A 23,133-nucleotide genomic window follows, 5' to 3' on the forward strand; every position below is an offset into this window, starting at 1 on the left:
GCTCCCGCCACATTAAAACGAAACCTGGCGTTGTTGAACGCCAGGCCTCGCAAAGTTCTGTACTTCCATTCTGCTCAGGAATTATGGGACTTCGAGCTCAATTCCTGTTGCACTTAGTTTGACAATTCACTCTTATCCCAGTAAAGCTTTTCCGAATGAAATACGCACGAAACGCCATGTTTCAGCCGTCTCCTGCGCACATTTTCCTATGGACAAATAAATTTCATCCCTTTACAATTGTTGTATTACACCAAAAAGGAAGGAAAAGGAACCATTCATGGGAAAACGTTCATTCGCTGCAAGACTGCAGCAGCTTTTCTCCGCGCACGATATGACTCTGGGCGCTCCCTGGAAGCGCATTCTTGAGTTTGCTATCCCCATGCTGATCGGCAATCTGGCCCAGCAGCTTTACAACACCGCAGATTCCATCATCGTAGGCCGCTATGTCGGCGATAATGCGCTGGCGGCCGTCGGCAGCGCCTCCCCCATCCTCAACCTTCTGCTTGCGCTTTTTGTGGGCGTCGCCACAGGCGTAGGCATCCTGGTAGCACAGCGTTACGGCGCAAAAGATCGTGAGCAGCTCTCCGTCGTTATTGGCAACTGCATCACACTGTCCGCCATCGTATCCGTCATTACAATGATCATCGGCGCGCTTATCACCCGCCCAATGCTCGAGCTGCTCAGCACGCCCGCCTCCATCATCGACTGGTGCGCGGATTATCTGATGATCTATTTCCTGGGCATTGCCGGTTTTGCTTATTATAATATCCTGTCCGGCGTGCTGCGCGGCATGGGCGACAGCCTGTCCGCACTGGTTTTTCTGCTTGTTGCCGCCGCGTTGAACGTAGGGCTTGATTTGTGGTTTGTAGCCGGCCTGGGTATGGGTGTGGCCGGTGTGGCGCTGGCCACCGTGCTGGCGCAAACGATTTCCGCTTTCCTCTGTCTGTGGAAACTGCTGCGCATGCGGGACGTGTTCGACCTGACGCTGCATTACTTGAAACCCTGCTCCGCGCCCATTGCCAATATCATCCGCATCGGTGTGCCTTCCGGCATCACTCAGGCCATCTTCTCCGTGGCCATGCTTGTGGTCCAGTCCCTCACCAACAGCTTTGGTGAAATGGTCATCGCCTGCAACGTGATCGTCATGCGGGTGGATGGCTTCGCGATGATGCCGAACTTCACCTTTGGACAGGCAATGACGACGTATACCGGACAAAACGTTGGCGCGCGCAGGTTGGACCGTGTGCATCAGGGTGCAAAGCAGGGCACCTGGATCGCCGTCGGCATCTCCGCTTTCCTGACTGCATTGATTCTTTTATTCGGCCGCCAACTGATGGGCGTTTTTACCGAAACAGCCGTGCTGGTAGATTTGAGCATGCGCATGATGCAGATTCTCGCCTTCGGATATATCGCCATGTCCATTACTCAGTGTCTCTCTGGCGTGATGCGAGGCGCAGGAGACACGATGACACCAATGTGGATCTCCATCATCACCACTGTTGTGCTCCGCGTTCCCATTGCCTACGGCATCGCATTCTTTACACGCAGCGCCGAGTATCCCACCGGGCGCCCGGAATCCACCTTTATCTCCCTGCTGGTCTCCTGGTCGCTGGGCGCACTGCTCACGGCTGTCGCCTATCGCTTCGGCGCCTGGCGTAAGCGTTTGGCTACCGCAGGACCTGCCCCGCAGCTTTGAACGGCATACCGTCATCCGGCAGAAAAGCACCTGCGGACACATCGTCCGCAGGTGCTTTTGTTTGTCGATCTTTCTCTACAGCTCCGGCTGCTCCAGCTCCAGTGTTCCGTCCGCGTAAATGCGCACTCCAGGCGAAAGCGCCCGCAGATACTGTAATAGCGCCGCGCCCTCTGCATCTTCCATGAGTGTGGTACGTCCTCCATGCTGGATACACGGCTCGAACTGAACGGAATACTCACCCGGCGCTGTGATTCTGACGGAAAGGAAGCCCGTTTCCACCGTATCCATATTGAACCAGAAATTCCCCAGACTATATGCAACATGCTTTCCGTGCTCAAATGCAAAGCCCTGCAGGCAGTGCGGATGTGCGCCCACAACAATGTCCGCGCCCGCTTCAATATATTGGCGGGCCTGCTCCCGCTGAGCGGTTTCCAGCACAGCGGTATTCTCCGTGCCCCAATGCACATAGGCCGCCACAAAATCGCTGTTCTTCCTCGCTTCTGTGACTGCTTGCAAGAAAAGATCGGGTTCGTAGGTGCGCAGCACTCCCGGCTGTGTTGCCCCCGCCTCCTGCGTGAAAATGAATTTTTCCGCACGGGTGGCTGCGACAAAGGCAAGCTTCATGCCGTTTACAATAAAATATTGGGGGCGCATTGCCTGCTCCAGGTCTCGCCCTGCGCCGATATAGGGAATCCCTTCTTGTTCCAGCGCCGCCAGCGTGTCCTCGAATGCGTCCGGTCCGTAGTCGAATACATGGTTATTGGCAAGGCCTGCAAGGTCCGCTCCCATCTGTCGCAAAAAAGAGGTGCTTGCGGGGTCTGCCCGGAACGTGTATAGTTTTCCCGGCAGCGCCACGCCGCGTCGGGAGTACGGGAACTCGTTGTTCACCACAAGGACATCCGCGCCGCGCAGCCGCTCTAACAACGCCGATGAAAATGCATCTTCCACGCCGCCGCCGCTGTCTTTCAAATGCCGCATAATCTCCCAATCATCGTCAAGGTTCACGTCGCCTGCAAAAATAATCTCCGCCGCGCCGTTGCCTCCCTCCCGCTCATGCCAGTTCGAGCCGCTGTCCTGCCCGGAGTAGCGGCCGTACAGCACATGAAGAGAAATCCCGCACAGGTCATAGAACCATGCGTCTGAATACAGGGCCTCTGCTTCGAGACGATCATCTATTCCCTCCAGCAGACCGGACGGCGCCTCCTGCGCGCACCATGAAAAAAATTCTTCCGTCAGCGGGTGCGCACTTTGTACCGCAGCCAATTGACGCGCAAGCGTTTCGGGCACAACCTGTACGGCCTGCCCCTCCGTGCTGCTTCCTCCGGATGCCGGGGATTCCGCTCCCCATGCGTCCGTTCCCCGCCCGGAAAAACCAGAGCAGCCTGCCAGCAGCACGGAGCACAGTAAAATCGCAGCGATATATTTTTTGCAGCTCATCCCTTTGTCTCCCTGTTTTATATCAAGCGCACACGGCCCCAATTTTCCCCGAAACGCAAAAGAGGCCGGGGCTCACGATAGGCCCCGGCACATTCTCTAAAGAATTATTTCCAAAGCACTGCCAGCGTCCGGTGGACAAATGTGCAGGTCAGTATAATATTGTATCCACCCAGCATCACTACATACAGCTTTTTATTCTTCCTGTTCCTGATCTTCCCCGAAAAGGACATGATCATAAGGCAGGAAACCACTACGGCGGCGATATCCGCAAACGCCACCACCGATTGAGGCGCAAGCGCGGGAAAAAGCGAATCTGTCCACCAGCTTACCGGCAGCGCGAGCAGATGCACGAAGGGAACGGCCAGGATGGGCGTGACACTCGCTGCGTAATCCCCGTGCCCCGCACGGATGAATACCACAACGAGGCAAAGTGAGATTGCCAGTATCGCAACGCATTCTGTAACCATTCTTTTCCCTCCCGAAACTTCTCTGTTTGCTTATTGTACCGCAAAATAAAATTTTCGTCCACAACTTTTCAGAAAAAGCTTGACGAACGCAAAAAATTCCTTATAATAGATAAAGGCACTTGATTTAAGCGCCATATGCTGGTGTGGCTCAGTCGGTAGAGCAGCTCACTCGTAATGAGCAGGTCGTCCGTTCGAATCGGATCACCAGCTCCAGTAAGAAAACCCATAAAACAGCCTGCAGACTGTTTTGTGGGTTTTCTTTTTGCGCAAAAGCACAGCCCATGCTTTCCAGAGACGCGCTTTGGCCTTATGAACATTGTACGGAACATTTTCACAAGGGCTTGTTTGCGTTCGAAGCCGAACTGCACACCCGCAGGTATATCTCCTATCAGCCGAGCGCTGCAGACCATTCCGCCTCGCGGAAACCCACCAGCACAAAATCGTCCGCCACAATCAAAGGCCGCTTCACAAGCATTCCGTATTCACCCAACAAAATGTACTGCTCATTGTCCGTCATTCCAGGCAGCTTGTCCTTCAGCGCCATGCCTTTGTACAGCAGACCGCTTGTGTTGAAAAAACGCCGGAGAGGCAGGCCGCTTTTTTCATGCCAGGCCCGCAGCTCCTCCGCGTTCGGGTTTTCTTCCTTGATGTCGCGCAGCGTATAGGTCACGCCATGCTCATCCAGCCATGCCTTGGCACGCTGGCAGGTGGAACATTTCGGATACCAGACCAAAACCATTTTCTACATCCTTTCTTCTTATCAACTGCCTGTCAATATCGATAACAAAAATATAAAGCCCAACAAAACAGGCTGATGCAGCAAATATGCCCACAAGCTGTGCCGCCCCAGCCAAACCAATGGACGGCAGGCAGGCCAGCCGCGCACCGTCTCTTCGGCATACGGGCGCAGAAAACGCCACAGGAAAAGCCCCGTCCAGAACAGAAATATCCACGGGATCAGCGGAAAATAATCCGCCGAATAGAAGCCCGGGCCGGGCAGGCCAAGCGGAAACAAAAACGGCACGCTGTACAGCTGGCGCGGCAGCTCAAACAGCTGCAACTCGCCAATGCCCAGATATCCCATCGGGACGCTTCGCAGGAACAAAAACAATACAAAGGAAGCTATGGCGCCGGGCAGCGCTGGCGCGCGGTCCAGAAAGCGGCGCAGCAGCGCGCTGAGCAGCACGGCCGCCCCAATCAAGTGCAGAACGCCGAACAGTATTTGCTCCGATGGCATCACCAGCATCGTAACGGCCGTGAGCAGAAGTCCGCAGCCAAATGTGACCGTGCCACGGCGTACCGCATGCTTCCCATAAGGAAACACAGCCCCCGCCAGCAGAATGAACGTCCAACAGATGAATTGCTGCCAGATATGCGCGTTGCCCGTTTGCGTAAACCATGCCGCAGGTCGGCCGAATACATAGACCCAGTCGTAAACGCCATGGTATACGGCCATATTTACCAGTGCAAAACCGCGCAAGGCATCGAACGCCGCGATTCGCCGCGGGGCAGCCGACCATTTTTCCCGCACGGCTTACAGTGCCTCTGTCACACACAGCGCACCGTAGTTGCGCACATTCAGCACGTAACAGGAGCCCTCGCCGAACACGCTGTCCATCGCCGCGCGGTACGCCTCCAGCAGATGCACCGGGACGAACGCCTGAATGGTGCCCGCAAAGCCGCCGCCCTGCAAACGCCACGCACCATACCCCTCGAGTATATGCTGAGAAAGTGCCAAACCAAGCGAAACGCCCTGCTCCCGCGGATTTTTTGCACTGTATGCATTCTGGTTGTATTCAAACGACGAATGGCCGCCTGCCACGATCAATTCCAAAAAGTCTTCAAAGCGATCCTCACGGATGGCACTGCATAACGCACCGGCACGCCGACTGTCCGCAAAAAAGTGGATAGCGCGCAGTACGGCACGGTCCCCCAGTTTTTCACGCACACCAGCAATATCCGCATAAAAAGCAGACTCATCCACTTCGCGCAGCACCGGCTTATCGAAATAGGCCGCCACTGCTTCCATCTCCTGGCGGACGGCCGCATATTCATCGGTAAGCGACGCATGGCTCCCTTTTGTATCTGTAATGCACAGACAATAATCGTGTTTTGCCAGATCAAAATCCACTTTTTCCACTACGGGGCTGGCAGGATCACGAAAATCAATGGTGATCACGCTGCCCACGCTGCAGGCTGTCTGATCCATCAGGCCGCTGGGTTTGCCAAAATATTCATTTTCCGCATATTGACTGATCTTTGCGATGTCTACCGCGGAGAAACGGCCTTGGTTGTATTCCCCATTGAATACAGTACCAATGACAACCTCGAACGCAGCCGAACTGGACAGCCCTGAGCCGCGCAGCACATCGGACGTGGTATAGGCGTCGAAGCCGCCCAGTACACCGCCCTGCTTTGCGATGCCCGCAGCCACGCCGCGGATGAGAGCGGCGGAGCGGCCCTGCTCTGCCAGCACAGGAGACAGCTGCTCCAGCTTCACTTCGTCCCTGCCGTCAAAGCCTTTCGATTTCACACGTACCACATCGTCCGTGTTTTTGGAAACCACGGCAATCACGTCCAGATCCACCGCGCCGGCCATTACCACGCCGTGGTTGTGGTCGGTGTGGTTACCTCCGATCTCGGTGCGGCCGGGCGCGGAATAGATGGCGGCTTCCCGTTCCTCGCCGTATAGCGCCGCAAAACAGTCCAGCGCATCCGCGTACCGCGCACGCTGGCGCTCCAGCACGCCAGCCCGCCGGCCATACAGCTTTCCCAGGGACGCGTCCCACACACCGCGCTCGATCTCTTTCTTTAACTCTTTTGCCGTTGACATATTACCGGCCTCCCCTTGTCTTTCGTTTATCCTATAGACGCCGCCGAAAAGCGGCCCCGATGCCTTCTTCTCCGCCGGGGTGCCGCATGGCGGCGCATTTTCAGCGCCGCTCCAAATGCAGCCCGGTACTGCCCCGGTGTCAAATCCATTATAACAGACATGCGCTTGATGTAAACACTATTTTATATCACGAAAAAATGGACTTTTGTTGATTGATTTGCTATAATTAAATATCATATGAGGAATAAGAGGCGGAATCGTTTTTTGTCCCACACGGTTTCGCCGGAGGTGAATCGGATGCCCAGCACATACAAGCAGTCGTTCAAGCAGAATTATACCGACAATGTGGAACTTTCCATCTTCAACTGCGGCCTGCAGAGCTGTGAGCGCGGCTATACCTGGGGCCCCGGCGTACGGGATCACTATCTGATCCATTATGTTGTCGACGGGAAAGGCACATATACGGTAAACAACACAGTTTATGAGCTTCGGGCGGGGGATATCTTTCTTGCAAAGCCCAGCCAGCTCATCACTTATTCCGCAGACAAGGAGGAACCGTGGGAATATTACTGGGTGGGCTTCAACGGGGCCTGTGCCAACAAGCTGGTGCTTCAGCTGCCTTTTCGGGAGGACATGCCCACCCACCACTGCAAAAATGCCGAGCGCGTAAAAAAGGCGCTGTTCAATATTTTTCTGTCCCGGGGGCCCGAGCCGCGCAATGAAACGCTGATGGTCGGATATCTGTATCTTTTCATTGCTGAGCTGATGCAGGAGGCAATGGACCTTGAACCGCATGCCTCCAATTCCAGTTCTCAGTATGTCATCAACGCAATCAAGTATATCCAGTTCAACTATTCCCATGACATCAGCATCGACGATATCGCCAAGGCTGTGGGCGTCAGCCGCAGCCATCTGTACCGGGTATTCATGAGCAACGTGGGACAGTCCCCTATTGATTACCTTACCGGCTACCGCATCAGCGAGGCATGTTTCCTTTTAAAAAATTCCCAGCTTTCCATTGCGGAGATCGCCGTGTCCGTCGGCTTTTTTGACCAGTTCTATTTTTCCCGCGTGTTCAAAAAAAGCAAGGGCGTTCCGCCCAGCAAATACCTGACCAGCATCAACCAGGAAAAAGCCGCGCGCTAGCACGGCTTCCCCGTTATTTTCAAAGCGGCATGCCTGCCGCTTTTTTTGTGAGGAGAACCGCTCATATGCCGCTTGTCAAAAACCAGATCATCCCCCTTACCATCGACGCACTGTCCAGCGACGGCAACGGCGTCGGACGTTTTGAGGGCCAGGCCGTTTTTGTCCCGTTTGCCGCCGTGGGCGACGTGCTTTCCGTCAAGGTGGTAAAAATCTGCAAAAGTTACGCCTTTGGCATCGTCGAAAGCGTCCTCACGCCCGGCGCCGGGCGCATCCCTGCGGACTGCCCTATTTTCGGCCGGTGCGGCGGCTGCTGTTTCCGGCATCTTTCCTACGAAGCGGAGCTTGCGGCAAAGCAAGGCTTCGTGGCGGACGCCCTGCGCCGCATCGGCGGGCTGGATGTGCCCGTGCGGGACATCCTTCCCTCCCCACAGACCGAGCGCTACCGGAACAAGGTGCAGTATCCTCTGTTTCTCGCAGGGGACGGCAGTGTTCAAGCCGGCTTTTATGCGAGCCGCAGCCATCGGCCGCTGCCTTGCGGGGACTGTCTGCTCCAGCCCGGACCGCTGAACCGGATCGCCGCGACGCTGTGCACGCTTCTGACGCAATATCATATCTCCGTCTATGATGAACAGGCACACCGAGGGCTCGCGCGCCATATTTATTTGCGCCACGCCGTCACAAACGGAAGCGTGCTTGTATGTCTTGTCTGCAACGGACGCAGCCTGCCTCACGCACAGGATATCTGCGCCGCGCTGGTAAAGGCGCATCCGGAGGTAGAGAGCGTGGTATTGAACGTCAACACGCACAAAACGAATGTTATCACCGGAAAAGAATGTATCACGCTGTACGGTCCCGGCGTGCTCCACGATACCATGCGCGGCGTACCCGTCGCGCTCGGTCCGCTTTCTTTCTATCAGGTGAATACCGAAGGCGCGAACCGCCTATACGGTGTTGCTGCTGATTTTGCCGCGCCCGGCCCCGAGGATACGCTGCTGGACCTTTATTGCGGCGCGGGTACCATCGGCCTTTCCATGGCGGAGCACTGCGGCAGGCTTATCGGTGTAGAGATCGTACCCGAAGCGGTGGAGAGCGCCCGGCGCAATGCCGCCGCAATGGGGGTAGAGCACGCGGAGTTTTTTTGTGCCGACGCCGGAACCGCCGCACAAAAACTGGCCGCCGACGGCCTGCTGCCCAATATCGTCGTTCTGGACCCTCCCCGCAAGGGCTGCGACGAGCCGACGCTGAAGGCCGTATTGGCCATGGCCCCCCAGCGCATCGTGATGGTGAGCTGCAATCCTGCCACCGCCGCGCGGGATCTTAAATATCTTTCTCAACACGGATATGCTGTACACGCCGTACAGCCAGTGGATATGTTCCCGCGCACAAAGCATGTGGAATGCGCGGCGCTTCTCTGCCGCGAAAAACTCTGAAAGTCAACAGAACGGAGGCTCCGCATCCGCACCGCCATGTCAAATGAAACGATATCAAACAAGCCTGCCGGGCGTGTTCTGGATTTGACTTCCGGCAGCATCACCGGCACAATGCTCCGGTTTGCTCTGCCCATGATCGCCGGCAATCTGCTGCAACAGCTTTACAATGTAGCCGACACGCTCATTGTCGGTCGTTTTCTCGGTTCCGTCGCGTTGGCAGCCGTTGGCTCGTCTTATACGCTGATGACCTTTCTCACCTCTATCCTTCTGGGGCTCTGCATGGGCAGCGGAGCATTTTTCTCCATCCGTTACGGAGAAAAGGATTTCTCCCGCCTGCGCGCCGGCATTTTCGCTTCTTTCACGCTTATCGCCGCGCTGACATTCGTCATCAATGCCGCTGTCTTTTTGTGGATCGACCCTATCATGCGCCTGCTCTCTGTTCCCGTCTCTGTGTATGGGCTGATGCGGGAGTACCTTTGGGTCATTTTTTTCGGTATCGCCGCCACGTTCCTTTACAATTTCTTCGCCTGTCTGCTGCGTGCGGTGGGCAATTCTGCGGCACCTTTGATTTTTCTGGGGATCTCGGCGGTATTGAACATCGTGCTGGACCTTGTGTGTGTGCTGGTGCTTCATTGGGGCGTGGCAGGAGCTGCAGCGGCGACTGTGTTTGCACAATGGATATCCGGTATCGGGTTGGGGCTGTACACACTGGCGCGTATGCCGGGCCTGCGTGTTTCCCGCAGCGACATGCGTTTTGATCGGGCTCTCATGACGGAAATCTCTCATTTTTCTCTGCTGACCTGCATGCAGCAATCTGTCATGAATTTCGGTATTTTGATGGTACAGGGCCTGGTGAACAGCTTCGGGCCTTCCGTCATGGCCGCATTTGCCGCCGCGGTAAAAATCGACTCCTTCGCCTATATGCCCGTGCAGGATTTCGGCAACGCATTCTCCACCTTCATCGCTCAAAATTACGGCGCCAAAAAAGAAGATCGCATTCGCGCGGGGATTAAAAGCGCGGTCGGAGCCGCAGCTGTTTTCTGCCTTCTCATCTCCACATTGGTGTTCCTTTTTGCAAGGCCGCTTCTCTTGATTTTCATACGTCCCGAGGAATCTGAGATCCTTTCTATCGGCGTGGAGTATCTGCGCATCGAGGGCGCTTTTTACTGCGGCATCGGCGCATTGTTCCTGTTATACGGACTGTACCGTGCCATCCAGAAGCCCGGAATGTCTCTTGTGCTCACGGTCATTTCCCTCGGCACACGCGTAGTGCTGGCTTATACGCTTTCCGCTGTACCCGCCGTCGGTGTTGCCGGTATCTGGTGGTCCGTCCCCATAGGCTGGTTCCTTGCCGACCTTGCAGGCCTGCTTTATTACAGATATTACATCCGAAAAAATCACGGATTGTTCTGAACGGAGGCTTTTCCATGGAGATTCGAAATGTCACAAGTATTTTCTTCAGTCCAACAGGCTCCACCCGGCGCCTTGTGTCCATGCTCTCGAAAACGTTTCCCTCAAAACCACGCGAGGTCGATATCACGCCGTATACACAGCGCGGACTAAGCATGGACTTTGGCCCGGATGACCTTGTGCTATTTGGCGTCCCCGTATATGGAGGACGCATTCCCTCTCCGGCGGTGCAAACGCTGCGCCGCATGCAGGGCAGCCGGACGCCTGCCGTCCTGGTTGCGGCCTACGGCAACCGCGAATATGACGACGCGCTGCTGGAGCTTGCGGATATTGCCGCTGCAAACGGGTTTATCCCATTCGCAGCGGCCGCGCTGATCGCGGAGCATTCCATCATGCATTCCGTCGCCGCCGGACGGCCCGACGCACAGGATGCGAAAAAAATCGAAGCGTTCGGCACACAGCTATGGAAAAAGCTGTCCACATCCGAGGCGCTCTCTCCAGTTTCCGTAAAAGGGACTCGCCCTTACAAAGAGTTTGGCGGTGTTCCCATGAAGCCAAAGGCCGGGCGAAGCTGTACCGGCTGCGGAATCTGCGCCGCGCTTTGCCCTGCACATGCCATCCCCGCTAACGTTCCCAGTTGTACGGATAAGGACGCGTGCATCTCCTGTATGCGCTGCATCAAGGTGTGTCCCGTCCACGCCCGCAGGTTGAATCCCTTGATGCTGCGCACTGCAGAAAGCGCTTTTTACCAAAAACACAACGCACGGCGGGAGCCGGAATTCATTTTATAAAAACAAATATGGGCAGGCACGCTGCTTTACCCGCCGTCAAAGAAATTCCTGCTTTCCGCGGATACCCGGCTTTTTTCTTTCTTTGTCATCCCACTCAAATCGAGGCGTAAAATCAATGCAGTCATTTTTCAAAAAGCTTCCGCGCTATTCCCTGCGCTTGCTGCTTGCCTATCTGGTTTATATCTTTACCGGAGGTGTGTTGGCCTATCTGCTTCCCCGCCAGGCGCGAAACCTTCCCCAAACCGACAGCTTTTACGGCATCGGCCGCGGGCCGGACCGGGCCGTACTGGTGGAGGAGCCACAAGATGCGTTTGCACGCCGCATGGAAGTGATCCGTACCGCGCAGAGCACACTGGACGTCTGCTATCATTGTGTCAAAAGCGGCGAGACTACGGAGTGCTTTTTCGCAGAACTGTTGAGGGCGGCCGACCGAGGCGTGCGCGTACGCGTTCTGCTGGACGGCACTGTGGGCGGCCTTTCCGGCGCGCGGAGTAATATCGCCCTTGCGTTGCGTGCGCATCCCAATATCGAATACCGTATTTATAACCCCGTAGATCTGCTCAGGCCATGGGAATGGAATGCACTGCTGCATGACAAATTTATCCTGGCAGATGATCGGATGCTTCTGTTGGGCGGCCGCAATATCGGCGACGAATATTTCGCCCCGCCCGGCTACGAGGGGGCTGTCACATATGACCGGGATGTTCTTGTTTTGAACGATCTTGCCGGGACGCCGGATTCCTCCGAAAGCGTGACCGCACAAGCCAAAATCTATATGGATACGCTTTGGGATGCGCCGGAGACCGACAAATTCGGCACACTTTCACCAAGCCGCCGTGCAGACGGCCTTGCGGCGCAGGAATACTTGAAGGAAACTGCCGCAAGATGGGAGGCCGCCGCCCCCTCGTTCTATCTGCCCTCGGAGCCTGCCTCCCAATGTGCCGTTCCTACACAGCGCGTCACCCTGCTGCACAATCCTGTCTCCCCGTTCAAAAAAGAACCCACACTGGGCGCGACGCTGGCGCAGCTTCTCTCCGGCTGCCAAAAAATCCGGCTCCAGACGCCCTACGCGACAGCCAATCCGTCAACGCTGGCCGCGCTCACCCGCCTTGCAAAGCAGGGGCATGTGGAATATCTGACAAACTCCATGGCATCTTCGCCCAATTATCCGGCGTTTTCTGCGTATAACTCCCAGCGCGCCAAGTTTTTGGCAACCGGCGTGGAAATCTACGAATATCAAAGCACAGATTCTATTCACGGAAAATCCTGTGTCGCAGATGGGCGGATTTCCGTGGTAGGTTCCTTTAATCTGGATGACCGAAGCCTGTATATCGACACGGAATCTGTTCTTATCATCGACAGCCCGGAGTTTTTCGCACAGCTGAATGCGGAGCTGGATACTTTGTTCGCGCAATCGGCCGCAGTCGGTCCGGACAACGCTTATCTTCCGGGGAGCGGAGCAACGGCGCTGAATGTCTCTCTCGGCAAGCGCCTTTTGATGGGCTTTGTTTCCATTTTCTCCCGGTTGTTCCGGTTTCTGATATGACGTAAAACTAAGTGAGGGATCGTTTATGCAATATGGATTTGTAAAGACAGCAGCGCTTACCCCCAGCATCCGCGTGGCGGACTGCGCCTACAATGCCCGGCAGATCATCGAGGTGCTGCGCGCCGCAGCCGCCGCCGGTGCGGAAATCGCATGCTTGCCGGAGCTTTGCATCACAGGCTATACCTGCGGGGACCTGTTTTTTCAACCGATGCTGCAGCAGGGCGCGCGGGACGCACTGGCTGACGTCCTGCGGGATACCGCCGGGCTGCCGCTTCTTTTTGTTCTGGGGCTGCCGCTTACGCACGGCGGTAAGCTGTATAACTGCGCGGCTGTGTGCCAAAACGGACGTGTGCTGGGCGTCGTGCCGAAAACACACCTGCCCAATTACAATGAATTTTACGAAAAGCGGCAGTTTACACCTGCCCCGGCAGAAAACGGCGTCATTGACCTGTCGGGCGCACAGGTCTCTTTCGGCACGAACCTGTTGTTCCAATGCGGAACGCAGCCCGCGCTGACGCTGGCCGTCGAGATCTGCGAGGATCTTTGGGCGCCTTTGCCTCCCAGTACGCGGCACGCCATGGCAGGCGCCACACTTATCTGCAATCTTTCCGCCAGTGACGAGACCATCGGCAAGGCTGAATACCGCCGTGCGCTTGTGACCGGCCAGTCTGCCCGCCTGCTGTGCGGTTACGTTTACGCGGATGCGGGTGAAGGCGAATCGACCACCGATATGGTTTTCGCCGGACATAATATGGTTGCTGAAAACGGCGCGCTTCTGGCCGAAACTGCGCCTTTCTGCGGCGGTATGGCGTTAACCGACATCGACGTGGAACGCCTTGCGGGGGAACGGCTGAAAAACACCAGCTTCCCCGCTGAAGACAGCGCAAACTATGAAGTCATCCCATTCGTACTGCCGCAAAATGTCTCTCCGCTTACCCGCATCGTCTCATCCGCTCCTTTTGTGCCGGCGGACGCCGAACAGCGCGCCCGGCGCTGTGACGCCATCCTGGCTATGCAGGCGTCAGGCCTGAAAAAGCGTCTGGAACATACGCATGCTAAAACCGCTGTTGTCGGCATCTCCGGCGGGCTGGACAGCTGCCTTGCACTGCTCGTCACCGTTCGGGCCTTTTCCCTGCTGGAGCGCCCGCTCTCCGACATCGTCGCCGTAACGATGCCTTGCTTCGGCACTACGGAGCGCACGCGCACCAATGCCCAACGCCTTTGCGAGGCGCTGGGCGTGACGCTGCAGCATGTAGACATCACTCAAACCGTGCGCAGCAACTTTGCCGACATCGGCCAGGACGAAGCCCGACACGACGTCACGTATGAGAATACGCAGGCTCGTGTGCGCACGTTGGTGCTCATGAACCTTGCCAACCGGCTGGGCGGGCTTGTCATCGGCACAGGCGATCTTTCAGAGCTGGCGCTGGGCTGGGCCACCTATAACGGCGACCATATGAGTATGTACGGCGTAAACGCCTCGGTCCCCAAGACGCTCATTCGGCATATCGTCGCCTCCGTGGCGGACGAAACTGAAAGCAGCGCGCTTCGGCAGGTGCTTCGCGATATTCTGGACACACCCGTCAGTCCGGAGCTGCTGCCCGCTGAAAACGGAAAAATCAGCCAACAAACAGAAGAGATCGTCGGGCCTTACACACTGCACGACTTTTTCCTCTATTATGCCGTGCGCTGGGGGTTCTCTCCGGCAAAGGTCTATTATCTTGCCCGACAGGCTTTTGCCGGAGAATACACAAATGCCGTGCTGCTGAAATGGCTGCGGAATTTTTACAGGCGTTTTTTCTCCCAGCAGTTCAAACGCAGCTGCCTGCCGGACGGTCCCAAGGTGGGTTCCGTAACATTGTCGCCGCGCGGAGACTGGCGCATGCCCAGCGACGCCAGCGCCGCGCTGTGGGTGGCGCAGGCAGATGCGCTGGAGGAATAATGCTTCACAGCAAACAGCTTTTGCTGTTTGCCAGACCGCGGCACTTTCCGTATTTTACGCTCTTTGCCACGGCAATAAAAAATGAAAAGAAGGTATGAAAAAAATGGCTGACCTTGAATTATGCGCTGCGATATCCGATGCATTCGGCCCCTCGGGATATGAAAAAGAGGCGGTCGATGTGATTGAAAGCAGCCTGGGCGGACTGGCCGCACACCGCGACAGCATGCAGAACCTGTATGTCTCTTTGCCGCAGAATGTGGGCGGACGTCCGTTGATAATGCTGGACGCCCATACGGATGAAGTGGGCTTTATGGTACAGAGCATCACGGCCACAGGCCTGCTGCGCATCGTGCCGCTGGGCGGCTGGGTGGAGCACAACATCCCCGCCCACACCTTTCTGCTGCACAACAGGCGCGGTGAGACCGTGCGCGCCGTGTCCACCTCCAAGCCGCCGCATTTTATGACGGCGGCTGAGCGCAGCGCGCCGCTTTCGATGGAGAGCATCCTGCTGGACGCCGGAGTGTGCAGCCGCAAAGACGCCACAGAGCTGCTTGGATTGGAACCCGGCCTTGTTGCGGTACCCGACGTGCAGTTCAGCTACAACGACGCCACCGGTTTGATGCTCGGCAAAGCTTTTGACTGTCGCTTGGGCTGTGCCGGTGTTGTGGAAGTTCTGCGTGCATTGAAGGACGAAACGCTTTGTGCCGACGTTACAGCGGCGTTTTCCACGCAGGAGGAAGTCGGCCTGCGCGGTGCAAAAATCACGGCGGAGCGCCTGCGTCCCGCACTGGCCATCTGCCTGGAGGGCACGCCCGCGGACGATAACTTCACCGCCCCGGACGAGGCCCAAGGCGCCTTGAAAAAAGGTGTGCAGATACGCTTCCGCGATGGCAGCATGGTGGCGCATCCCGGCCTTGTGGCATTTGCACGCAGGGTTGCGGAAGAGAACAACATTCCCCACCAGTGCGCGGTCCGCACAGGCGGCGGCACCAACGGCGGCAGCATCCACCTTGCGCCGGGCGGGGTGCCGACGCTGGTGTTGGGCATTCCCGTGCGCTATGCGCACACGCATTACGGCTATTCTGCCGCCGCAGATGTCGACGCCGCCATTGCGCTCGCCTGCGCCATCCTGCGCGCGCTTACGCCCGACGTGCTCCGTCTGCTCAACCCCATGGCCTGATGCTTATATCAAACAAAGCGCAGTGCAATGAGTAGCGAGCCTCGTCGCAGAATAGCGAAGAATTCTGCGGCCCTGCTCCTGATTGGGTTGGGCGTGAGGCCGTTTCCAATTCAATGCGTTTAAAATTGTAGAATTGGGTGTACTCAGGGTTCGGTAAATACGTTTCGCAAATTGAAAATGTATAAAAAGAGACAATGGTTTGCAGCCCATAGCTTTCTGCTTTTTCCCGATTTGTTTCTCCTGCCGCTTTCTTTCGAAATACTTCCCCGTTCAACCCTTCTGCTTTTGCATATTGTCTCGACACAACAACACCTCCTGTTGTAGTTTTTATTCTACAACAGGAGGTGTCTTTTCTCTGTCCATTTTTCGGGTATAATCTGCTATTCGTGCCGGATGGCTTCCAACGCAGAGATTTTGACGGCCCGATTGGCCGGAGCAATGCCGGAAAGCAGTCCCACCACCGTCGCAAAAATCAGCGCCATCAACAGCAGCCAAGCGGGAATATCGGAAATGTTTCCGATACCGCCCATGCCGCCCATACCGAACAACGCGCCGACGTCAAAGCTGGAAGCATCGAAATTCACCTGCACGCCGATGCTCATCAGCCACCCGGTGATGGCCTGCATCCAAACCGTAAAATTATTCAGAACAAAGCTGATCAAAACACTAAACAGACATCCTATAACACCGCCGATAAAACCGATGGTGCCGGATTCAATGAGGAACATCTGGCGTATCTTCGAAAGCTTGCAACCGAGCACCTTCATCACGCCGATCTCTTTTGTTCGTTCGTAAATCGCCATCGTCATGGTATTGGCAATGTTGAGCGCCGCCACCAGAAGTGAAACCGCCGCAAGGCCACCCAGCATCATCTGGCCGGAAGCTACCTGCTTTTGCATATCCTCCCTGTACTGCGTCATGGAGGAAGTTTGGTAGCCGATATCCTTGATCATCTGCTCCACCGCGCCCACATGGTTCACATCGTCCACCTTAACGTATACCTGGTCGTATCCTTTCACCTTGGTACCGCTGGAGCCACCGTACATCACGACGCTGCCGCCGCCCATACCGGAATTTTTGCTCAGTTTTTTATACTCTTCCTCCAGGCGCTTCATATCGGCAATATTCATGATGATGCCCTCGGTGCCGCGTTTGGAGTAGTCAGTCTTCATCACGCCCACAACAACCAGTTCGTATTCCCGCATTTTGGGGTTGCCCTGGTCATCGTACTCGTAAATCATCTGCATGGTGAGCGTCTCTTTCGTGATATCAAAAAACGGCTGCTTGATGACGTTTCCGTTTTCATCTGTCTCCTTCCAGCGGTAACGGTCCGGATTGCGGTAACTTTTTTTCGTATCCTCGAACTGATAGGCTGTGTCCTCGCCCACCAGCACGGGAATCTTGTTGCGTCCCAGCGACTGGCCTGTCAGATAACTGCCGCTGACAAGCTCGATCCCCATCGGCTCGATCGCATCTACATCCATGCCCACAGCGTTGTACATATACATGGAATAGCGGTCTTTTTTGCCCGCCACCACGTTCGCGTTCATGCTTTGAAAATTGTACAACGGCGTGGCCGCCACAACATTTTCCATTTCCTTGAACTGTGCGACCATTTTATCATCCAGCGCAGGCGTATCCGGATTTTCCGAATAGCTGAACACCTGAATCTGCGTCAGATCGCTCCAAGTAGACAGCATCTCGTCCGTGCGCCGGTTGGTGGCGATGCCGAGGGAGATCATTACGACAATGGCGCAGGTTCCCACGACAACACCGATCACGGTGAGTGCTGTACGGCCTTTGCGGCGGCGAAGGTTATCCGTGCTGAGCTTCAGCAAATCAGATATCTTCATCGTCATCCTCCATGAGCTGTGCCGCGCGGCGTTTCGCCTTTTTCTTCTTCAAAACAACGAGAACCACGACCACAGCCGCCACAACGCCCACGCCCACAACGATCCACACCCATACGGGCACGCCTGTGGGCTCCGGCTCCATCGGGACCATAGTGTCCATACCGCCGCCCATCGTATCGTCGCCGCCCATCTGCATCTCCTCTACGGTCATGGAGAACTCTTTTGTGAGCGTTTTTGCGTTGCCTTTCTCGTCCTCATAAGTGACGGTCAAAAGGCCGTTCAGCGTGCCTGCATTGGCAGTTTGAATGGTAAAGTCTGCAGAGCTTTCAGTTCCTGCAGCAATATTGCCGATGAATTGGTTGCCCTCGGTGGTTGTGATTCCATCGCCCGTGATCTCGGCCGAAACATTATAAATGATGCCTTTGCCCTTATTCACAAAAGAAACAGAGGCATAGCCTTCCTCACCCATGGAAAGATACTCCGGGAAATCCGTGCGGGATATCTCGAAGCGTTCGGGCTGTACAATGGGTACCGTAACAGGCATCTGTGCTGTGAGCGCAGCGCTGTCAGACGCGGAATTTCCCGAAACGTTTACTGTAATATTATAGCTGCCGCCATTTGCCACAGCGCTGGCATTCAGTTGAAACGTCACCTGTGTGGAAGCGCCCGGTTTCATGTTGCCCACAAAAATATTGGTGCTGCCGCTGGCAACGGTGATCTGCTCGGGCAGCGCAAGGTTGACAGCCACATTTTCGGCCCCCACGGTACCGCCGGAAGCCAGCACATCGACGGTCAGCGCGAAATCGCTGCCCGCATTGATGCTGCCGCCGCCATAGCTGGCGGAGGTGACGACCAGCGCCGAGGCCTTGGCGCCCTCGGTGGAAGAACCCACGCACTGGCTGATGGGCTGGGTGATTGTGGAAAGCTGGAGGGCATAATTGTTATAGGACAAATCAAGAGAGAGTTTATTGTCGCCGCCCAGATAAGTAATGTCATTCAAGATAATGGCATACTCCAACCCATTAGATGTAATTTTATCTGCAGTAAAGGTCGTGGTTGAAATGTCGCCCAACGAAGGAGAAGCAAATGAAGCCGTAGAGGTTACTTTTACATTTGCTGCAAGCGGAGTTCCATTGGCCGGAGTAAGCCAATTCGCTTTATCGGCTGCAATTTCCTCCGGGGTTTTGTTAATTGTTTTAGCCGGGTCATTGGGATCCGGTTTTGTCGTACTTACACTAATCCGCGGGTCAACCACAGCAATAATAATACGGCATTTCTGCCCTTCTTCAATGCGCTGAAGCTCATTGCCTGCTGCATCTGTAACTGTATATGCAGAAACATACGGCGCACCTGCCCCGGGAACTGTTGTATCACCACCAGAATTGCTTTCGCCCGTCGCCCAAGCCGGAACGGCCAGCATGGTGAAGATCATCACCATCGCCAAAATCACGCCTGTCTTTTGCAGGACCTTCTTCGTTTGGTTCTTCATATGTTTGTACTCCTTCTCACATGGATTCCTGGTTTACTTTTTCAGCCACGGCAACGGCCACGGCCTTTGCCTGCTTGGCTGCCGGCTTTTTTTCCTCTTCAACGGTCGTTTCCGGCTCTGCGATATCCCCGCTCGTTACATCGCCAAACAGGCGACGGCGGTTTTCCGCTTTTTCGTCTTCGCCCAGCAGCACATTGTCCAGCACACGCCCGTCCTTGATGGTAACAATGCGGTCTCCGCAATAGGCCAGCTCTTTTTCATGCGTCACCATCACGAAAGTGATGCCGTAGGACTTGGCCATCTCCAGCATGGAATAAAGCACCTGGCGCGAGGTCGTGGAGTCCAGATTGCCCGTCGGCTCGTCTGCAAAGATAACCTTTGGCTTTGCAACAAAAGCGCGCGCAATGCCCACACGCTGCTGCTGTCCGCCGGACATCTCCGTCGGCTTGTGGTTCGCGCGGGAGAGCAAACCCATTTTTTTCAATTCTTTACGCGCCAACTTTTCCCGCTGCTTTTTCCCCATGCCTTTGAACATCAGCGGCAAGGCCACGTTTTCCGCAGCCGTCATGGAAGGCAGAAGATTGTAGCTCTGGAAAATGAACCCCAAGTGCTGCTGGCGGAAATCCGCCAATTCGTCCTCTGTCATTGCGGAAATATCATGCTTGCCAATCAGCACCCTGCCTTTGGTGGGCTTTTCCAGCCCTGCAAGCTGGTTGAGCAGTGTGGATTTGCCGCTGCCGGAAGCGCCGACGATACAGCACATCTCCCCTTCGCCGATTTCCAGGCAGATGTCGTCCAGCGCGACCACCTTTTCCTTGCCTACGCGGTATACCTTGCGCAGGTTTTGTACTTTTATAATGGATGCCACGAAGCGCATCACCTCTTTCTAAAACAGTCTATCACAGTCTGGCTCTGTATTTCAAGTTGCTTTCGACAGCTTTCGCTGTTACAATAAGCCTATCGAAGAAACGGAGGTCCTCATGAAGATCATTTTCGTCTGGCTCCTTGCCATTGTTTTCCTCATCGACAGCGTCCTGCGCGCCATCCGCTCCAGCTTCAACCTTGGGGTGCTGATGATGTATCTCATCACTGCCGCACTGTGGATATACGCTCTTTTCCATACCAAAATCGACGCTTTTTGCGCTGCCGGTGCAGGCCGCGTTCTAAAAATCATCTTTTTCTGCTGCTGCGCCGTTTTTGCGCTGCTGCTTATATTCGTCGCGGTGAGCGGCTACTCCGACACCGCGACCAAACAGGAAAAAGCGGTGATCGTACTGGGCGCCGGCCTGCGAGGCGAACGCGTGACCGACCTTTTGGCACGCCGTCTGGATGCCGCATATGATTATCATCTGGAAAACCCGAATGCCGTTATTGTTGTGACTGGCGGACAGGGTCCCGGCGAGGACATTCCCGAAGCCCGGGCCATGAAAGCCTATCTTGTGGAGAAAGGCGTGCCGGAGAAGCAAATTCTGGAAGAAGCGTCCAGTACCTCCACCGAGGAAAATTTTTGCTTTGCGCGCGAAATTTTGGAACAGCACGGTCTTTCGCAGAACGAACCCGTCGCGTATGTCACCAATGCGTTCCATTGTTACCGCGCAGCAAAATACGCTGCCGCCGCAGGCTTCACAAATGTGAACGCCATCCCCGCCTCTATCGGCTTTTCTTCCGTACTCCCCTGTTATATGCGTGAGGTAATGGCGGTGCTGTACTACTGGGTGTTTCGCACCTGACAAGACGGGAATACCGCAAAATCTCACAACCGCTGTATAATGAACGTTTTATCCTCCGCAATTATTTCATAATTATTGCAAAAAGTATGCGTGCTATGCCATTTTTCGCAAAAAACGGCCAGGCGTTTTGCCGTAAAATTTCGCGCGATGGAATCTTCGTCATCTGTTTTCTTCGTCCACCATGCCTCTTCTTCCGAATTTCTCATGTTGTCCGGGTTGCAAATCACAATAGAAAGGCTTGTGAATGTATGATAAAAAAATTTTTTCTCAGCGCACTACTGTGGATGACAGCGCTTTCTTTTGCAGGATGTCAGGCTGTATCCGCATCGGCTGTTCTTTCAAATCCTGCTTCATCCTCCGCTTTTTCAGGCAGCAGTGCCGTTCGTTCCCCTGCTGTTTCCTCCAGCGCAGCTTCTCTTTCAGAAACGCCCGGCAGCACCCCCTTCGGCGAGATGATGTCAGCCCTGTCCGGCTATCAGCAAGGAACCGCCGGGAGCCATCTGAAGCAGTATACCGCAGCGTGCGGTGTTCTCAACTTTGCACAGCAGTACGACAGCAATCAGGAGGAACAGCTGCGCAGCGATCTGGACGAATATCTGAACGCTGCCAGCGCTGAAACGATTGACATCCTTGCAGAGGGATGCGGAAACGTCGACTTTGCCGCTCGGGAAATTCTTTCAAACGGTGTAGACGGTGTGGCCGATATCCTGAACGATGCGGGAAACCCAAATCAATACGATGAATATGATCCGGAAAAGTACGCGGCAGTGGCCGGCATCCTGAAAGAAACCCTGGCGGCATATACCTGACGCAATTCTCTCTTTGAAGCATCTCCCCGATACGGAAAACGGCGGTTTGCAAATCTGCAAACCGCCGTTGTTCATTTCATTAAACTTTTAAACTTTCAGCGCAAAATCTCTTTCAGGAAGCTTTTCCCGTCCAACTGCACAGGCACGCCCAGATACTCGCAAACGGTCTGCGCAATACAAGCAAAGCTGCGCCTTGTACCCAGGTCCGCGCCCGCACGGACACCTTTGCCATAGGCGAGCATCGGCACATACTCACGCGAATGATCGGTAGATGGGGTCGCGGGGTCACAACCGTGATCAGCCGTGATGATGAGCAGGTCCTCCGCGCGCAGCAACGGCAGCAGCTTTGCAAGCTGCCCGTCGAATTCCGTTGCCGCATTGGCATAGCCGTTCACATCGTTGCGGTGGCCGTACACCATGTCAAAATCCACGAGATTCACGAACGCAAGGCCTGAAAAACCACGCTGCGCGAGCTCCAGCGTCACTTCCATGCCGTTGGCGTTGCCCGTTGTCTTAAGCTTCTCGCTCACGCCTTCCCCGTCGAAGATATCATAAATTTTCCCTACGCCGATGGTATCCAGCCCCGCCGCGCGGATATAGTCCAGCATCGTTTTGCGCGGCGGCTTAAGCGAAAGGTCGTGCCGGTTGGTGGTACGCTTGAAATTCTTCGCGTTTGTTCCCACAAAAGGACGCGCGATGACGCGGCCCACATTGTGGTCTCCGGTAAGCATCTCCCGCGCTATTTCGCAGTAACGGTACAATTCCGGCACCGGAACCACAGCTTCATTCGCCGCCACCTGAAACACGCTGTCCGCAGAGGTGTATACGATGAGCGCGCCTGTTTTCATATGCTCTTCGCCGTAATCCCGGATAACGTCCGTTCCTGAATACGGCTTATTGCAAAGCACTCTGCGGCCCGTGCGGCGTTCAAACTCCGCAATCACCTCATCCGGAAAACCGTCCGGATACACGGGCAGCGCCTTTTCGCTTTCCACGCCCGCGATTTCCCAGTGGCCGGTCGTGGTGTCTTTTCCGTTGGAGACCTCCTCCAACCGCGCAAAACTGGCCAAAGGCGCCTCGGCCCGCCGGCCGCACACAACTCCCTCGATGTTGAACAGGCCCAGCTTCTGCAGCGTGGGCGTATGGTATTTGGGGCTTTTCACGATCGCTCCCAGTGTATTGCTGCCCACATCGCCGAAGCGGGCGGCGTCCGGCATCTCTCCGATGCCAAAGCTGTCGAGCACAATGATAAACACTCGTTTTGCCATAATTTTTTCTCCTTTGGGCGGGGCTTTTTTCTGCTTCGCCGTTTTGGTCCGGCATTTCATAGAATTCGCCTCCGCACCCACAGTATACCAGAATCTTTACGGAATG

The 23,133-nt window shown here is 55.4% G+C and carries 20 protein-coding genes and 1 tRNA gene; 11 read left to right on the forward strand and 10 right to left on the reverse strand.

Features of this window, described 5'->3' with window-relative positions; translation table 11 throughout:
• Positions 1–277: 277 nt before the first annotated feature.
• On the forward strand, positions 278–1,696 hold the full coding sequence (locus IIY41_RS11805) for an MATE family efflux transporter (protein WP_287400879.1): 1,419 nt from the start codon (positions 278–280) through the stop codon (positions 1,694–1,696).
• 75 nt (positions 1,697–1,771) lie between these two features.
• Here IIY41_RS11805 and IIY41_RS11810 read toward each other — a convergent pair whose 3' ends face one another.
• On the reverse strand, positions 1,772–3,133 hold the full coding sequence (locus IIY41_RS11810) for a CapA family protein (protein WP_119980074.1): 1,362 nt from the start codon (positions 3,131–3,133) through the stop codon (positions 1,772–1,774).
• A 104-nt stretch (positions 3,134–3,237) separates the two neighbouring features.
• Positions 3,238–3,600: a hypothetical protein gene (locus IIY41_RS11815; RefSeq protein ID WP_050004151.1), complete on the reverse strand. Its 363-nt coding sequence runs from the start codon at positions 3,598–3,600 to the stop codon at positions 3,238–3,240.
• 137 nt (positions 3,601–3,737) lie between these two features.
• On the opposite strand from IIY41_RS11815, the gene IIY41_RS11820 reads away from it, so the two are divergent.
• Positions 3,738–3,813: transfer RNA gene (locus tag IIY41_RS11820), tRNA-Thr, on the forward strand.
• 175 nt (positions 3,814–3,988) lie between these two features.
• Here IIY41_RS11820 and IIY41_RS11825 read toward each other — a convergent pair.
• Genes IIY41_RS11825 through IIY41_RS11835 form a run of 3 tightly spaced genes read right to left on the reverse strand, consistent with a single transcriptional unit; the run spans position 3,989 to position 6,433 of the window.
• A complete protein-coding gene (locus tag IIY41_RS11825) occupies positions 3,989–4,339 on the reverse strand; it encodes an arsenate reductase family protein (protein ID WP_050004150.1) in 351 nt (116 codons plus the stop codon).
• Between the two features lie 21 nt (positions 4,340–4,360).
• A complete protein-coding gene (locus IIY41_RS11830; RefSeq protein WP_117471883.1) occupies positions 4,361–5,131 on the reverse strand; it encodes a heparan-alpha-glucosaminide N-acetyltransferase in 771 nt (256 codons plus the stop codon).
• Between the two features lie 3 nt (positions 5,132–5,134).
• A complete protein-coding gene (locus IIY41_RS11835) occupies positions 5,135–6,433 on the reverse strand; it encodes a galactokinase (protein ID WP_205488378.1) in 1,299 nt (432 codons plus the stop codon).
• Positions 6,434–6,730: 297 nt separating this feature from the next.
• Between IIY41_RS11835 and IIY41_RS11840 the strand changes: the two genes are divergently transcribed.
• The 7 genes from IIY41_RS11840 to IIY41_RS11870 all read left to right on the forward strand — a co-directional run bounded on the left by IIY41_RS11840 (position 6,731) and on the right by IIY41_RS11870 (position 15,878).
• Positions 6,731–7,579: an AraC family transcriptional regulator gene (locus IIY41_RS11840; protein WP_287400885.1), complete on the forward strand. Its 849-nt coding sequence runs from the start codon at positions 6,731–6,733 to the stop codon at positions 7,577–7,579.
• 65 nt (positions 7,580–7,644) lie between these two features.
• Positions 7,645–9,009 (forward strand): 23S rRNA (uracil(1939)-C(5))-methyltransferase RlmD, encoded by a 1,365-nt coding sequence (rlmD, locus tag IIY41_RS11845; protein ID WP_287400887.1) that lies wholly within the window; start codon positions 7,645–7,647, stop codon positions 9,007–9,009.
• Positions 9,010–9,045: 36 nt separating this feature from the next.
• Positions 9,046–10,422, forward strand: a complete 1,377-nt coding sequence (locus IIY41_RS11850; protein ID WP_117459777.1) for an MATE family efflux transporter — start codon at positions 9,046–9,048, stop codon at positions 10,420–10,422.
• Between the two features lie 14 nt (positions 10,423–10,436).
• Entirely contained in the window at positions 10,437–11,210 is a 774-nt protein-coding gene (locus IIY41_RS11855) for a 4Fe-4S binding protein (RefSeq protein ID WP_117471877.1), read from the forward strand.
• Positions 11,211–11,325: 115 nt separating this feature from the next.
• Positions 11,326–12,756, forward strand: a complete 1,431-nt coding sequence (locus IIY41_RS11860; protein WP_287400890.1) for a phospholipase D-like domain-containing protein — start codon at positions 11,326–11,328, stop codon at positions 12,754–12,756.
• A gap of 25 nt (positions 12,757–12,781) precedes the next feature.
• On the forward strand, positions 12,782–14,698 hold the full coding sequence (locus IIY41_RS11865) for an NAD(+) synthase (protein WP_287400892.1): 1,917 nt from the start codon (positions 12,782–12,784) through the stop codon (positions 14,696–14,698).
• A gap of 103 nt (positions 14,699–14,801) precedes the next feature.
• A complete protein-coding gene (locus tag IIY41_RS11870; RefSeq protein ID WP_287400894.1) occupies positions 14,802–15,878 on the forward strand; it encodes a M42 family metallopeptidase in 1,077 nt (358 codons plus the stop codon).
• On the opposite strand, the gene IIY41_RS11875 is transcribed toward IIY41_RS11870, so the two are convergent.
• From IIY41_RS11875 to IIY41_RS11890, 4 genes are all read right to left on the reverse strand, one after another.
• A complete protein-coding gene (locus IIY41_RS11875) occupies positions 15,862–16,182 on the reverse strand; it encodes a hypothetical protein (protein WP_287400896.1) in 321 nt (106 codons plus the stop codon). The two genes, IIY41_RS11870 and IIY41_RS11875, sit on opposite strands and share 17 nt — an antisense overlap.
• A gap of 76 nt (positions 16,183–16,258) precedes the next feature.
• Positions 16,259–17,731: an ABC transporter permease gene (locus IIY41_RS11880; protein ID WP_009325611.1), complete on the reverse strand. Its 1,473-nt coding sequence runs from the start codon at positions 17,729–17,731 to the stop codon at positions 16,259–16,261.
• Positions 17,718–19,220 (reverse strand): COG1361 S-layer family protein, encoded by a 1,503-nt coding sequence (locus tag IIY41_RS11885; RefSeq protein ID WP_009325610.1) that lies wholly within the window; start codon positions 19,218–19,220, stop codon positions 17,718–17,720. Before IIY41_RS11885 ends, IIY41_RS11880 begins: the two co-directional genes overlap by 14 nt.
• Positions 19,221–19,236: 16 nt before the next feature.
• The gene (locus IIY41_RS11890) at positions 19,237–20,088 is read right to left on the reverse strand and encodes an ABC transporter ATP-binding protein (RefSeq protein WP_009325609.1); all 852 of its coding nucleotides are present in this window, start codon (positions 20,086–20,088) and stop codon (positions 19,237–19,239) included.
• 112 nt (positions 20,089–20,200) lie between these two features.
• Between IIY41_RS11890 and IIY41_RS11895 the strand changes: the two genes are divergently transcribed.
• Both IIY41_RS11895 and IIY41_RS11900 read left to right on the forward strand, forming a co-directional pair.
• Entirely contained in the window at positions 20,201–20,950 is a 750-nt protein-coding gene (locus IIY41_RS11895) for a YdcF family protein (protein WP_287400899.1), read from the forward strand.
• Between the two features lie 95 nt (positions 20,951–21,045).
• Positions 21,046–21,759: a hypothetical protein gene (locus IIY41_RS11900; protein ID WP_139056027.1), complete on the forward strand. Its 714-nt coding sequence runs from the start codon at positions 21,046–21,048 to the stop codon at positions 21,757–21,759.
• Between the two features lie 95 nt (positions 21,760–21,854).
• Here the strand turns inward: IIY41_RS11900 and IIY41_RS11905 are convergent, their stop codons facing one another.
• Positions 21,855–23,027 carry a phosphopentomutase gene (locus IIY41_RS11905; protein WP_058722674.1) on the reverse strand — a complete coding sequence of 391 codons (1,173 nt, stop codon included), beginning with the start codon at positions 23,025–23,027 and terminating at the stop codon, positions 21,855–21,857.
• Positions 23,028–23,133: the final 106 nt, after the last annotated feature.

The sequence above is a fragment of the Ruthenibacterium sp. genome (assembly GCF_017421385.1).
Classification (GTDB): domain Bacteria; phylum Bacillota; class Clostridia; order Oscillospirales; family Ruminococcaceae; genus Ruthenibacterium; species Ruthenibacterium lactatiformans.